This window comes from Rhodococcus sp. LB1 (assembly GCF_001583455.1).
Lineage (GTDB): Bacteria > Actinomycetota > Actinomycetes > Mycobacteriales > Mycobacteriaceae > Rhodococcus_F > Rhodococcus_F opacus.
Map to the genome: position 1 here is coordinate 1 of NZ_LTCZ01000013.1, position 13,998 is coordinate 13,998.

A 13,998-nucleotide genomic window follows, 5' to 3' on the forward strand; every position below is an offset into this window, starting at 1 on the left:
CGGCGTGCACGCCGGGGAGGTCCTCACCCAGGATTCCCAGGCGCCGGTCGCTCGACGCCCCGACTGCGTAAATGACGGCGTGGTGATTCTCCAGCAGCTCGTCGTGGGTGACGTGCTTGCCGACCTCGACGTTGAGGTGGAACTCGAAGTTCGGCCGGTCGAGGCTCCATTCGAACATCCGGGTCACCTCCTTGGTGCCCGGATGGTCGGGTGCGACACCGGCGCGGACGAGTCCCCACGGGGTCGGGAGCTTCTCGAACATCTCGACCTCGACGTCCGAACGTTCGAGCAGTTCACCCGCCGCGTAGCAGGCCGCGGGGCCGGCGCCGACGACGGCGACCCGGAGCTTGCCGAGGTCACGGCGCGGCGGAGTCGCCGGCGTGAGGGGGATCCACCCGGTCGGCATGGGGTTGGTCGTGTAGTACTCGGCGTTGATGTCCTTGTAGCGGGTGAGCGAACCGATGAGCTTGTCTTCCGGGAAGATCGCGTCGACCGGACAGGCATCGACGCAGGCCCCGCAGTCGATGCAGGTTTCCGGGTCGATGTGCAGCATCTCGGTCTGCGCGAATTCCCGCTCCTCCGGTGTCGGATGGATGCAGTTCACGGGGCATGCGGAGACGCAGCTCGCGTCGTTGCAGCACGCCTGGGTGATGACATATGCCATTGCGGTTTCCTCACACCTGTCCGGACCATCGAACTCGTTTGTGTTACACGTAGTAACAGTTATATGAACTGTACTGAGAATCGCGTCCGCAAACAAGCACCGGCGCCGGATGGAAGAATCAAAGCTCCGTCCACGAGCGAAGGAACCGCATCTTGGCACTCGACCTACCCCTCGCCGCTCCCCCCGCACGCGGCCGCTTCTTCGAGACGTCCTGGCCGGTCCGCACCGGCGACATCGATGCCGCCAAGCGCCTGCGTCTCGACGGGATCGCGCGCTACCTGCAGGACGCCGGTCTGGACAACCTCGACGCGGTCGACGCCGCCGACAGCCACCCGCTGTGGATCGTCCGGCGCACCGTCATCGACGTCGTCCGGCCCGCGGTGTGGCCCGAGCGGGTGCACCTGCGGCGCTGGTGCTCGGCACTGTCGACCCGTTGGACGAACATGCGGGTCCAGATCGAGGGTGAGGCGGGCGCGCTCATCGAGACCGAAGGGTTCTGGATCCACATCAGCGGCGAAACGGGAATGCCCACCCGCATCGACGACGGGTTCATCGAACGCCTCGGGGAATCGGCGGAAGAACACCGGCTCAAGTGGAAGCGGTGGCTCGTCGAGAATGCTCCGGCCGCCGACGAGGACGGCATCGTGGACACCGGGTTCGTCCTGCGCCGCACCGACATCGACCCGTTCGACCACGTCAACAACGCCGTCTACTGGCAGGCCGTCGAAGAACTGCTCGCCGACCACGAGCATCCGGGCGGCGGCCGCCTCGTCGACAACCCCCATCGCGCCGTGCTCGAATACCTCTCGCCCATCGTGTCGACCGACCGGATCGTCCTGCGTTCGCGCCGGGACGACACGTCGCTGACCGTGTGGTTCCTGGTCGACGACGCCCTGCGCGCCGTGGCCCGGGTCGGGCCGCTCACCGCCTGATCAGACCATCTGCTGAGTGCCGATCACCCGCAACAGGTCGAGCCTGGCCCGCGCGTCGGAGCCCGGCTGCGGCATGTAGACGAGCAGATGCTGGTAGGCGCTCGGGGTCAGCAGCGTCTCGCAGACGAGGTCGATACGTCCGACCTCGGCGTGGAGGACGGTCTTGGTGTCGGACCGGCGGACGGCCACGTCGTGCCTGTCCCAGAGCGCCGCGAACTCGGTGCTGCTCTCGTAGAGGCGGTCCACCAGTTCCGTCACGTCGGCGTCACCGGCCCGCCGGGCGGCCGTCGCCCGCAGATCCGCGACGTGACGTCCGGCGAGCCGCTCGTGATCGTCCGCAGGGAACATCCCGCGCTCGCCGGGGTGCGCGAACCACCGCCACGGCACGTACCGATCGAGACCCGAATACCGGGACGCGTCGCCGAACAGGATCACGTGCATGCGGTTCTGGACCAGCACTTCCCCGAGGTCCGAGATGACGCAGCCCGGGGTGTCGTCGAGCTTGTCGAGCAGGTGCAGCAGTCCCGGTCCGACGTGTTTGTTGCCCGCGGCCCGCATCGGCGGAACGTGACCCGACAACAGGTAGAGATGGTCGCGCTGATCGTCGGTCAGCCGCAGCGCCCGCGCGATCGACGCCAGGACCTGCGTCGACGGATGCGGGCCGCGCGCCTGCTCGAGTCGCGTGTAGTAGTCCGTCGACATTCCCGCGAGCATCGCCACCTCGTCGCGCCGGAGCCCCGGCGTCCGCCGCCGCACTCCCGGTGGCAGTCCGACGTCGGCCGGAACCAGCTGTTCCCTGCGACGGCGGAGGAAGTCGGCCAACTCGGAGCGGTTCATGCATCAACTGTGCCGGACCCACCTGCGCGCTGCCAGGGATCGCCGGTCCCCCGATGAGCGGTCTCTGGTTGCCGCCCCCGGCGACGGCGACGCTGGTGTCAGTCCGGAACAGCCACCGACCATCGGAGCAGAACATGATCAGCACCACCGCACTCGGAACCACCGGTCCCACCGTCAGCCGGCTCGGCCTCGGCGCCATGGGCATGTCCGGGATGTACGGCAAGACGGACGACGTGGAGTCCGTCGCCACGATCCACGCGGCGCTCGACGCCGGGATCGACCTCGTCGACACCGGGGACTTCTACGGATCGGGCCACAACGAGTCCCTGATCGGCAAGGCCCTCGCCGGCCGCCGACGCGAGGACGTGACCCTCAGCGTCAAGTTCGGCGGCCTGCGCGGCCCCGGCGGCACGTGGGCCGGAGTCGACACGCGACCCGAGTCGATCCGGAACTTCCTCGCGTACTCGCTGCAGCGTCTCGGCGTCGACTACATCGACATCTACCGCCCCGCCCGTCTCGACCCCGACGTGCCGATCGAGGACACCGTCGGAACGATCGGCGAACTCGTCGAGGCCGGCTACGTGCGCCACATCGGCCTGTCCGAGGTGGGTCCCGAGACCCTTCGCCGAGCGGCGGCGGTGCACCCGATCGTGGACCTGCAGATCGAATACTCGCTCGTCTCCCGGGGTATCGAGGCCGAGATCCTCCCGCTCTGCCGGGAACTCGGGATCGGCGTGACGGCCTACGGCGTACTCTCCCGAGGCCTGCTCAGCGACTCGCTGCGCACCGATCAGACCCTCGCGGCCGACGACTTCCGCGCACACAGCCCCCGGTTCCAAGGCGAGAACCTCCGGCAGAACCTCACCCTCGTCGACTCGCTCGCCGCCGTGGCCGCGCAGCACGGGGTGAGCGTCGCGCAGCTGGCGATCGCGTGGGTTCTCGCCCGGGGCGACGACATCGTGCCCGTCGTCGGAGCGCGCACCGTCGCCCGGCTCGAGGAGACGCTCGGCGCACTCGACGTCCGCCTCGGTGCCGGCGACCTCGCGGCCATCGCCGCAGCGTTTCCCGACACCGCTGTCGCCGGGGAACGCTACGCGCCCGCGCAGATGGCCCAGCTCGACAGTGAACGCGCCGGCGTGGGGCGCTAGCGTCTAGCCATGGCCTCGCACAGCTCGTCGCGGAATCGCACCCTGATCCTGATGCGCCACGGCAAGTCGGCGTACCCGGAGGGGGTCGCGGATCACGAGCGGCCGTTGGCGCCGCGCGGACGGAAGCAGGCGGGTCTGGCCGGTGAGTGGCTGCGGTCGACTCAGCCGCCGATCGACGCCGTGCTGTGTTCGACCGCGCGCCGCACCCGGGAAACGCTGGAGGCGACCCGGGTCGGCGCTCCCGCCCGGTTCGCCGAGGAGCTGTACGGCGCGTACCCGTCCGAGGTGCTCATGGAGATCGTGCGGGTCGAACCGTCGGTGCGCACCCTGCTCGTGGTCGGGCACGTTCCCGGCATGCCGTCGACGGCACTGGATCTGGCGGGCAACCCCGATACCGGGGATGCCAACCTGATGCGGGAGAAGTTCCCGACGTCCGCGCTCGCCGTCCTCACGGTGCCGTGCGACTGGGACGAACTCACGTCGAGCGCGGCGTCACTCGCCACGTTCCACGTTCCACGGTAGCGGTCTCAGAACAGCTTCCGGCCGACGACGGCAACGACACCCAGAATCAGGACCAGCACGAGGGCTGACCAGAATCCGAACAGCCACCACACCACCCCGAAGACGACCAGCGCCGGGGCCACGGTGATGAGTGCGATCGTGGGGCTTTCCCGCAGCACTTCGAGTGCCGACTCGGTCTTGACGCGATCGATCTTCTTCTCGGACATGTCGTCTCCGTTCATCGAACCACGCATATCGGACAGGTGTGCTCGAGGATAGTCTTCACGGACGAGAACCAGGTTTCGAGCGAGGCCAGACGAGCGGCGAGGAGATGAGGAAAGCGCAGTGACCACCCGACAGGAGAAGGCCGCCCAGACACGCCGGGACTTGCTCGACGCCGCCCAAGTGGTCTTCGAACGCAAGGGGTATCTGAACGCCACCATCACCGACATCACCACCGAGGCCGGCAAGGCCGCGGGCTCGTTCTACAACCATTTCGACGGCAAGGAGGCGCTGCTCCTCGCGCTCGCGGACGACATCGGCGACGACGCGGATGCACTCATCGCCACGTCCCCGGACGATCTGCGGGACCTCGGCCCGCATCTCGCCGTGTTCTGGCAACTACAGTCGCGGCATCGCACCGTGATGGCCGCGCTCCGTGACGCAGCCCTCGTCGATCCCGCGTTCGCGCAGCGGATGCACGACTTCGGGATCGAGCAGATGAAGCCGTGGGCCGAACTCCTCACGGCACTCGCGGCGGACGGCGCGCACCTCCCCGCGAGCCCCGACGTCAGTGCCCAGCTGCTCGCCGCGGTGGCGACCGCCTTCGTCGGCCTGTGGGACGGCGGCGACGACGAGGGCATCGCCGCTCTCACCCGGTTCGTCGAGCGCGGGCTCCTCGGCTAACTGCCCGGGAACGTCACGACGTCGAGGTACAGCGGCATCTCGTCGGTGCGCGCCCCGGTCTGCGTTCCCGTCGCGTCGACCACCGGGGCGCCGGCGGTCGCAGCGGCCTCGAAGCTCTCCCCCGTCACCCGCCCGTCGAGGTCGAAGTTCTCGAACTCGAACGGAATGCCGTTCGACGCCAGGTAGTCCGGCCCGTCCATCAGATGGAAGTGCAGATGCGGTGCGTCGGTGTTTCCGCTGTTGCCCAGCAGCCCGAGTTGGTCGCCCGCCCGCAGGTCCTGGCCGACGCTGATGTCGTCCACGCTGCCGGGCTGCAGGTGCGCGTAGAACGCGTACCGCCCGTTCCCGATGTCCTGGACGACGTGATTTCCGCCGTACTGGCCGAGGGGCAGTCCCTGCGGACTGGCACCCGGAACCTGTTCGGACAGATCACCCACGACGGCGATCACCTTGCCGTCCGACACCGCACGGACCGGTGCGCCGTAGTACTCGTAGCTCGACAGCTGAGTCTTGTCGCCGACGTAGATGCGTCCCTGCTCGTCGAGCTGGACGAAGTCGATCGCGAAGCGCTCGGCCGCGAGCATCCGCCCGTTGATCGGCAGCACGGCCGCGCGGTGAGACGTGACCGTGCAGCAGCCGGTGCCGTCGAGCCACCGCGGACCGTCGAGGGGAGCGCGGATCCGGACGGCGTCACGGGTGTCGACTTTCGTGTCCGCCACGTTCTCGGCCAGCTGGGACGGCACGAGCGACGTCGCCTGCGGGAAGTCGACGTTCACGACGTGGCCCAGACTGGCGGGCACGTCGTCGGGACTGTTCAGTGTCGCGTCGATCCACACCAGCCCCTGCTGTCCGGGGGCGAGGACGGTGCCGGTCTTCGGACCACCGCCGAGGGCCTGGAACCACGGCGTCAGCGCCTCACCGCTCAGGTCCACCAGCGTGCGGCCGTCGCCCTTCACCTGCAGCGACGTGATCGTCGCCGGCTGCGAACCGGTGTTCGTCAACCGCAGTTCGTAGGCCAGGTGCACGCGACCGTCGCTGCCCGTCACCGGAATCGGCGCGGCCACCACATCCGCGACCACCGGCGTGAGCACGGCGGGACCGGCGGACGTGGCCGGCGCCGCCGACGACGTCGCCTCGCTCTGCTGGGTGTCGTCAGAAGCCGTGCAGGAGGTCGCGGCCCCCACGACGACGGCGAGAAGAAGCGCGATGGCGAACCTCGACCGGGCCATCATCCGACGCTAGCAACGGCGGCCACCCGGCGACAAGGCAAGGAAACAGATGAAGGCCCCACCCCCGAAGAGAGAGGGGTGGGGCCTTCGTCCTTGGTGAGTGCTCGGCGAGTCCTGGGACTCGTCAACCGCTCACGGGCGCGGAGCGCCTACCGGTAATCGTTGCTGAAACCGTAATCGTCCAGCGGCACCGCAGCACCGGTGTTCTGGCCGAAGCCGTCCGGGCTGTAGTACTGGTCGTCGTAGGACGGAACCGCGTACGCAGCAGCGCGAGCTTCTTCGGTCGGCTGAACCTGGATGTTGCGGTAACGGTTGATACCGGTACCGGCGGGGATCAGCTTTCCGATGATCACGTTTTCCTTCAGACCGATCAGCTTGTCCGAGCGGCAGTTGATCGCCGCATCGGTCAGCACGCGAGTGGTCTCCTGGAACGACGCCGCGGACAGCCACGAGTCGGTCGCCAACGATGCCTTGGTGATACCCATCAGCACCGGACGTCCGGCTGCCGGCTCGCCACCCTCGGCGACGACACGGCGGTTGGCCGCTTCGAAATCCGCACGCTCGGTCAGCGAACCGGGCAGGAACTCCGTGGCGCCCGAGTCGATGATCGTCACGCGACGCAGCATCTGGCGCACGATGACCTCGATGTGCTTGTCGTGGATCGACACACCCTGGCTCCGGTACACCTCCTGGACCTCGTTGACGAGGTGGATCTGCACCTGACGGGGGCCCATGACACGCAGCACCTCGTGCGGATCGGCAGCACCTTCCATGAGCTGCTGACCGACCTCGACGTGGTCACCGTCGGCCAGAAGGCGTTCGGTGCCGTCGTCGTGCTTGAAGACACGCAGACGCTGACGCTTCGAGAGCTTGTCGTAGACAACCTCTTCGCCACCGTCGTCCGGGACGATGGTGATCTTGTAGAAGCGGTCGCCGTCCTCGAGCTGCACGCGGCCACTGACGTCGGCGATCGGGGCCTTGCCCTTGGGGACGCGGGCCTCGAACAGCTCCTGAACACGCGGCAGACCACCGGTGATGTCGTCTCCGGCGACACCACCCTGGTGGAACGTACGCATGGTCAGCTGGGTACCGGGCTCACCGATGGACTGCGCGGCGACGATACCGACGGCCTCACCGATGTCGACGAGCTTGCCGGTGGCCATGGAGCGGCCGTAGCAGGTGGCGCAGACACCGGTGCCGGTGGTGCAGGTGAGCACCGAGCGGACCTTGACCTGCGTGATACCTGCCTCGAGCAGCGCGTCGATTGCCGGGTCGCCCAGGTCGTGTCCACGCTCGACGATGACGTTGCCGTTCTCGTCGACCGCGTCGGCGGCCAGGGTGCGGGCGTACGTGCTCGTCTCCACGTGAGCGTCGCGGATCAGCGTGCCGTCGGCCTGCTTCTCGGCGATCGTGGTGACGATGCCGCGCTCGGTTCCACAGTCGACCTCGCGGACGATGACGTCCTGCGAGACGTCCACCAGACGACGGGTCAGGTAGCCCGAGTCGGCGGTGCGGAGCGCGGTATCGGCCAGACCCTTACGGGCACCGTGCGTGTTGATGAAGTACTCGAGAACGGTCAGGCCTTCCTTGAAGGAAGACTTGATCGGACGCGGGATGAACTCACCCTTCGGGTTGGTCACCAGACCCTTCATACCGGCGAGCGAACGAACCTGAGTCATGTTGCCGGCGGCGCCGGACTTCACGATCATCGGGATCGGGTTGTCGTCGGGGAAGTGGGCCTCCATGGCCTTACCGACCTCGTCGGTGGCCTCGGACCAGATCTTGACCAGGGCGCTGTTGCGCTCGGTCTTGTTCAGAGCACCACGCTGGTACTTCTTCTCGATCTGGTCGGCCTGAGCCTCGAAGGACTCCATGATCTGAGCCTTCTCCGGCGGCACGAGGACGTCGGAGATCGAGACCGTCACACCCGAACGCGTGGCCCAGTAGAAACCGGCGTCCTTCAGCTTGTCGACGGTCTGCGCGACCACGATCATGGGGTAGCGCTCGGCGAGATCGTTGATGATCGTCGCCTGACGCTTCTTCGGCATCTGCTCGTTGACGAACGGGTAGTCCGCGGGCAGCAGCTCGTTGAAGAGCACGCGACCCAGCGTCGTCTCCGCGGTCCAGCCGTCACCGTAGTTCCAGCCCTCGGGGAACAGCTCCGACTCGATGTCGCGGGGCGGGCGCTGCTGCGTGAGCCGCACCTTGATCTTCGCCTGCACGACGAGCGCGCCACGATCGACGGCCATCTGAGCCTCGGCAGGCGAGGAGTACACGCCCTGCTCCGCCTCGTCGCTGGTCGACGCTGCGAGCTCGCCGATCGCACCCTCGTCCAACCGGGTCAGGTGGTACAGACCGGTGACCATGTCCAGACGGGGCATGGCGAGCGGTCGACCCGACGCGGGCGACAGGATGTTGTTCGACGACAGCATCAGGATGCGAGCCTCGGCCTGCGCCTCCGCGGACAGCGGAAGGTGCACGGCCATCTGGTCACCGTCGAAGTCGGCGTTGAAGGCCTCACACACCAGCGGGTGGAGCTGAATGGCCTTACCCTCGACCAGCTGCGGCTCGAAGGCCTGGATGCCCAGGCGGTGCAGCGTCGGTGCACGGTTCAGCAGCACGGGGTGCTCGGCGATGACCTCTTCGAGGACGTCCCACACCTGTGCGCGCTGACGTTCCACCATGCGCTTGGCGGACTTGATGTTCTGCGCGTGGTTCAGGTCGACCAGGCGCTTCATCACGAACGGCTTGAACAGCTCGAGCGCCATCAGCTTCGGCAGACCGCACTGGTGCAGCTTGAGCTGCGGGCCGACGACGATGACGGAACGACCCGAGTAGTCGACGCGCTTACCGAGCAGGTTCTGACGGAAACGACCCTGCTTGCCCTTGAGCAGGTCGCTCAGGGACTTCAGCGGACGGTTACCGGGACCCGTGACGGGACGGCCACGACGGCCGTTGTCGAACAGCGCGTCCACGGACTCCTGCAGCATCCGCTTCTCGTTGTTGACGATGATCTCGGGGGCACCGAGGTCGATCAGTCGCTTGAGGCGGTTGTTGCGGTTGATCACGCGGCGGTACAGGTCGTTCAGGTCGGAGGTGGCGAAGCGGCCACCGTCGAGCTGAACCATCGGGCGCAGCTCCGGCGGGATCACCGGGACGGCGTTCAGAACCATGCCCATGGGCGAGTTCTGGTTGACCTGGAAGGCTGCGACGACCTTGAGACGCTTCAGTGCGCGGAGCTTCTTCTGCCCCTTGCCGCTGCGGATGGTCTCGCGGAGGTTCTCGGCCTCGGCGTCGATGTCGAAGCTCTCCATGAGCTTCTGGATCGACTCGGCACCCATGGCGCCCGTGAAGTACTCGCCGTAGCGGTCGACGAGCTCGCGGTACAGCAGTTCGTCGACGATGAGCTGCTTGACACTCAGCTTGGTGAACGTGGTCCAGATCTCGTCGAGACGATCCAGCTCGCGCTGCGCGCGGTCACGGAGCTGACGCATTTCGCGCTCGCCGCCGTCCTTGACCTTGCGGCGGACGTCGGACTTCGCGCCCTCCGCCTCCAGCTCGGCGATGTCGGCTTCGAGCTTCTGAGCGCGGGCCTCGAGGTCGGCGTCACGCTGATCCGCGACGGACTTCTTCTCGACCTGCATCTCGGCTTCGAGAGTGGACAGCTCGTTGTGACGCAGTTCCTCGTCGACACCGACGATGACATACGCGGCGAAGTAGATGATCTTTTCGAGATCCTTCGGCGCCAGGTCGAGCAGGTAGCCGAGCCGGCTGGGCACGCCCTTGAAGTACCAGATGTGCGTGACCGGGGCAGCCAGTTCGATGTGGCCCATGCGCTCACGCCGAACCTTGGCGCGGGTCACCTCGACACCGCAACGCTCACAGATGATGCCCTTGAAGCGGACACGCTTGTACTTACCGCAGTAGCACTCCCAGTCCCGGGTGGGGCCGAAGATCTTCTCGCAGAAGAGGCCGTCCTTCTCGGGCTTGAGCGTGCGGTAGTTGATGGTCTCCGGCTTCTTGACCTCGCCGTAGGACCAATTGCGGATGTCCTCTGCACTGGCGAGGCCAATGCGGAGTTCATCGAAGAAGTTGACGTCGAGCACGTAACTTCCTTTCCCCAGAGGGATTGTGGATCAGCGGTGGCCGCCGATACCTGACTGCCAATTCAAATGTGAACTACGCCCCCGGACCCTGATTTCTCAGGATCCGGGGACCGAAATCTAGTTCGCGAGGTCGTCGACCGTCGCCGCTTCGTTCCGGGACAAGTTGATGCCCAGGTTCGCTGCGGCCCGCTCCAGGTCCTCGTCGTCACCGTCGGCCATCGCGATGGCCGCGCCGTCCGAGGACAGCACCTCCACGTTGAGGCAGAGCGACTGGAGCTCCTTCAGGAGCACCTTGAACGACTCGGGGATGCCCGGCTCGGGGATGTTCTCGCCCTTGACGATGGCCTCGTACACCTTGACTCGACCCACCACGTCGTCCGACTTGATGGTGAGCAGCTCCTGCAGCGTGTATGCCGCGCCGTAGGCCTGCATCGCCCAGCACTCCATCTCACCGAAGCGCTGGCCACCGAACTGGGCCTTACCGCCGAGCGGCTGCTGGGTGATCATCGAGTACGGACCGGTCGAACGAGCGTGGATCTTGTCGTCGACCAGGTGGTGCAGCTTGATGATGTACATGTAGCCGACCGACACCGGGTACGGGAACGGCTCGCCGGAACGGCCGTCGAACAACGTGGCCTTTCCGTCGGACGCGACCATGACCTCGCCGTCGCGGTTCGGCAGCGTCGAACCGAGGAGACCGGTGAGCTCGTCTTCCTTGGCGCCGTCGAACACCGGGGTGGCGATGTTGGAGTCGGCAGGTGCAGACAGCATCTCCTCCGGCAGCTGCTCCGCCCAATCGGGACGGGAGCCGTCGCCGGCGATCTGAACGTTCCAGCCGGTCTTGCCGATCCACCCGAGGTGGGTCTCCAAGATCTGACCGATGTTCATACGACGCGGAACACCGTGGGTGTTCAGAATGATGTCGACCGGAGTGCCGTCGGGCAGGAACGGCATGTCCTCCTGCGGGAGGATCTTGCCGATGACGCCCTTGTTGCCGTGGCGGCCGGCGAGCTTGTCGCCGTCCTGGATCTTGCGCTTCTGTGCCACGTAGACGCGGACCAGCTCGTTGACACCGGGGGGCAGATCGTCGTCGTCGTCGCGCGAGAACACGCGGATGCCGATGACCTTGCCGGTCTCACCGTGGGGGACCTTCAGCGACGTGTCGCGAACCTCGCGAGCCTTCTCACCGAAGATGGCGCGCAGCAGGCGCTCCTCGGGGGTCAGCTCGGTCTCGCCCTTCGGCGTGACCTTTCCGACCAGCACGTCGCCGTCACGAACCTCGGCACCGATACGGATGATACCGCGCTCGTCGAGGTCGGCGAGGACCTCGTCGGAGACGTTCGGGATGTCGCGAGTGATCTCCTCGGCACCGAGCTTGGTGTCGCGGGCATCGATCTCGTGCTCCTCGATGTGGATCGAGGTCAGGACGTCCTCTTCCACGAGGCGCTGCGACAGAATGATCGCGTCCTCGTAGTTGTGGCCTTCCCACGGCATGATCGCGACGAGCAGGTTCTTGCCGAGCGCCATCTCACCGTTCTCGGTGCAGGGGCCGTCGGCGAGGACCTGTCCGAACTCGACACGCTGTCCCTCGTCCACGATCGGACGCTGGTTGGCGCAGGTGCCCTGGTTCGAACGCGCGAACTTGCGCATCCGGTAGGTCTTGCGGCTTCCGTCGTCGGCCATGACCGTGACGTAGTCGGCGGAGACCTCTTCCACGACACCGGTCTTCTCGGTGACGATGACGTCGCCCGCGTCGACGGCGGCACGCAGTTCCATGCCGGTACCGACCAGCGGAGCCTCGCTGCGAACGAGGGGCACCGCCTGACGCTGCATGTTCGCACCCATCAGGGCACGGTTGGCGTCGTCGTGCTCGAGGAACGGAATCATCGCGGTCGCGACGGACACCATCTGCCGCGGCGAGACGTCCATGTAGTCGATCTCGGCGGACGAGACGAATTCGACCTCGCCACCCTTACGACGGACCAGAATGCGATCGTCCGTGAAGTGACCGTTGGCGTCGAGGGCCGAGTTGGCCTGGGCGACGACGTGGCGGTCCTCTTCGTCCGCGGTCAGGTAGTCGACCTGGTCGGTGACCTGGCCGTTCTCGACCTTGCGGTACGGCGTCTCGATGAAGCCGAACGGGTTGACCCGCGCGTACACCGACAGCGAACCGATCAGACCGATGTTCGGACCCTCAGGGGTCTCGATCGGGCACATGCGGCCGTAGTGCGACGGGTGAACGTCTCGCACCTCGAGGCCGGCGCGCTCACGGGACAGACCACCCGGGCCGAGGGCGGACAGACGACGCTTGTGCGTCAGCCCCGACAGCGGGTTGTTCTGGTCCATGAACTGCGACAGCTGGGAGGTTCCGAAGAACTCCTTGATCGCAGCCACGACGGGCCGGATGTTGATCAGCGTCTGCGGCGTGATCGCCTCGACGTCCTGGGTCGTCATGCGCTCACGAACCACGCGCTCCATGCGGGACAGGCCCACGCGGATCTGGTTCTGGATGAGCTCGCCGACCGTGCGCAGACGACGGTTACCGAAGTGGTCGATGTCGTCGACCTCGACGGGCACCGCACTGCCGCCGGGGGCGGTCATCTCGGTGTCACCGGCGTGCAGGCGCACCAGGTACTCGATGGTGGCGACGATGTCTTCCTCGGTGAGGGTCGACGCGACGATCGGCTGTCCGAGGTTCAGGCCCAGCTTCTTGTTGATCTTGTAGCGACCCACGCGAGCCAGGTCGTAGCGCTTGTCCTTGAAGAACAGGTTCTCCAGGAGCGTCTGCGCACTCTCCTTGGTCGGCGGCTCGCCCGGACGCAGCTTGCGGTAGATGTCGAGCAGCGCCTCGTCGGTGCCGGCGGTGTTGTCCTTCTCGAGCGTCGCCATGAGGATCTCCGAGAAGCCGAAGCGCTCGGTGATCTGCTCGGTGGTCCAGCCGAGGGCCTTCAGCAGCACGGTGACGGGCTGGCGGCGCTTGCGGTCGATGCGGACGCCGACCGTGTCGCGCTTGTCCACGTCGAACTCGAGCCATGCACCACGGCCCGGGATGACCTTGACGCTGTGCAGGTCCTTCTCGGTGCCCTTGTCGACGGAGTGGTCGAAGTAGACGCCGGGGGAACGCACCAGCTGCGAGACCACGACACGCTCGGTGCCGTTGATGATGAACGTGCCCTTGTCGGTCATCATCGGGAAGTCGCCCATGAAGACCGTCTGGCTCTTGATCTCACCGGTGTTGTTGTTGATGAACTCCGCGGTGACGAACAACGGCGCCGCGTAGGTCATGTCTTTGTCTTTGCACTCGTCCGTCGAGGCCTTCACCTCGTCGAAGCGCGGGTCCGAGAAGGACAGAGACATCGAGCCCGAGAAATCCTCGATCGGGGAAAGCTCCGCGAGAATGTCCTCGAGACCGCCGGAGATTGCGCTGTCGCCACGAGCGGCGGCGCGTTCGCGCCAGCTCTGCGCACCGATCAACCACTCGAACGAATCGGTTTGTACATCAAGAAGCCCGGGAACTTCGAGGGGTTCGCGAATCTTTGCGAACGAAACCCTCTTCGGGGCTCCGGGGATTCCGGAAACTGCCTTGGTCTGGCTAGAGACTGCCAAGATGCGTCCTTCCAGCACCTCACGCGGGCCGCTCTTGCTGTTGCGACCGCCGCTGTATCTGCTTCGAAT

The 13,998-nt window shown here is 66.5% G+C and carries 10 protein-coding genes; 4 read left to right on the plus strand and 6 right to left on the minus strand.

Annotated features, from left to right (window positions below; translation table 11 throughout):
• Positions 1–664 (minus strand): 4Fe-4S dicluster domain-containing protein (locus tag AZG88_RS02535; protein WP_156517413.1); only part of this gene is annotated, 664 nt, incomplete at its 3' end.
• A gap of 152 nt (positions 665–816) precedes the next feature.
• On the opposite strand from AZG88_RS02535, the gene AZG88_RS02540 reads away from it, so the two are divergent.
• Complete coding sequence (locus AZG88_RS02540; protein ID WP_005252136.1) at positions 817–1,596, plus strand: acyl-[acyl-carrier-protein] thioesterase; 780 nt, start codon at positions 817–819, stop codon at positions 1,594–1,596.
• On the opposite strand, the gene AZG88_RS02545 is transcribed toward AZG88_RS02540, so the two are convergent.
• Positions 1,597–2,433 (minus strand): helix-turn-helix transcriptional regulator, encoded by an 837-nt coding sequence (locus tag AZG88_RS02545; RefSeq protein ID WP_061696964.1) that lies wholly within the window; start codon positions 2,431–2,433, stop codon positions 1,597–1,599.
• A gap of 134 nt (positions 2,434–2,567) precedes the next feature.
• On the opposite strand from AZG88_RS02545, the gene AZG88_RS02550 reads away from it, so the two are divergent.
• Positions 2,568–3,581 (plus strand): aldo/keto reductase, encoded by a 1,014-nt coding sequence (locus AZG88_RS02550; protein WP_061044596.1) that lies wholly within the window; start codon positions 2,568–2,570, stop codon positions 3,579–3,581.
• Positions 3,582–3,590: 9 nt separating this feature from the next.
• A complete protein-coding gene (locus AZG88_RS02555; RefSeq protein WP_005252132.1) occupies positions 3,591–4,103 on the plus strand; it encodes a SixA phosphatase family protein in 513 nt (170 codons plus the stop codon).
• Between the two features lie 5 nt (positions 4,104–4,108).
• On the opposite strand, the gene AZG88_RS02560 is transcribed toward AZG88_RS02555, so the two are convergent.
• A complete protein-coding gene (locus AZG88_RS02560) occupies positions 4,109–4,309 on the minus strand; it encodes a hypothetical protein (protein ID WP_005258232.1) in 201 nt (66 codons plus the stop codon).
• Positions 4,310–4,427: 118 nt separating this feature from the next.
• On the opposite strand from AZG88_RS02560, the gene AZG88_RS02565 reads away from it, so the two are divergent.
• Positions 4,428–4,988, plus strand: a complete 561-nt coding sequence (locus AZG88_RS02565) for a TetR/AcrR family transcriptional regulator (RefSeq protein WP_005252130.1) — start codon at positions 4,428–4,430, stop codon at positions 4,986–4,988.
• Here AZG88_RS02565 and AZG88_RS02570 read toward each other — a convergent pair.
• The 3 genes from AZG88_RS02570 to rpoB all read right to left on the minus strand — a co-directional run bounded on the left by AZG88_RS02570 (position 4,985) and on the right by rpoB (position 13,947).
• A complete protein-coding gene (locus AZG88_RS02570; RefSeq protein ID WP_025433117.1) occupies positions 4,985–6,220 on the minus strand; it encodes a M23 family metallopeptidase in 1,236 nt (411 codons plus the stop codon). The genes AZG88_RS02565 and AZG88_RS02570 overlap by 4 nt on opposite strands.
• A gap of 146 nt (positions 6,221–6,366) precedes the next feature.
• Entirely contained in the window at positions 6,367–10,323 is a 3,957-nt protein-coding gene (locus AZG88_RS02575; protein ID WP_005252128.1) for a DNA-directed RNA polymerase subunit beta', read from the minus strand.
• Between the two features lie 117 nt (positions 10,324–10,440).
• Positions 10,441–13,947, minus strand: coding sequence for a DNA-directed RNA polymerase subunit beta (gene rpoB / locus AZG88_RS02580; RefSeq protein ID WP_011594854.1), 3,507 nt, complete (start codon positions 13,945–13,947; stop codon positions 10,441–10,443).
• Positions 13,948–13,998: the final 51 nt, after the last annotated feature.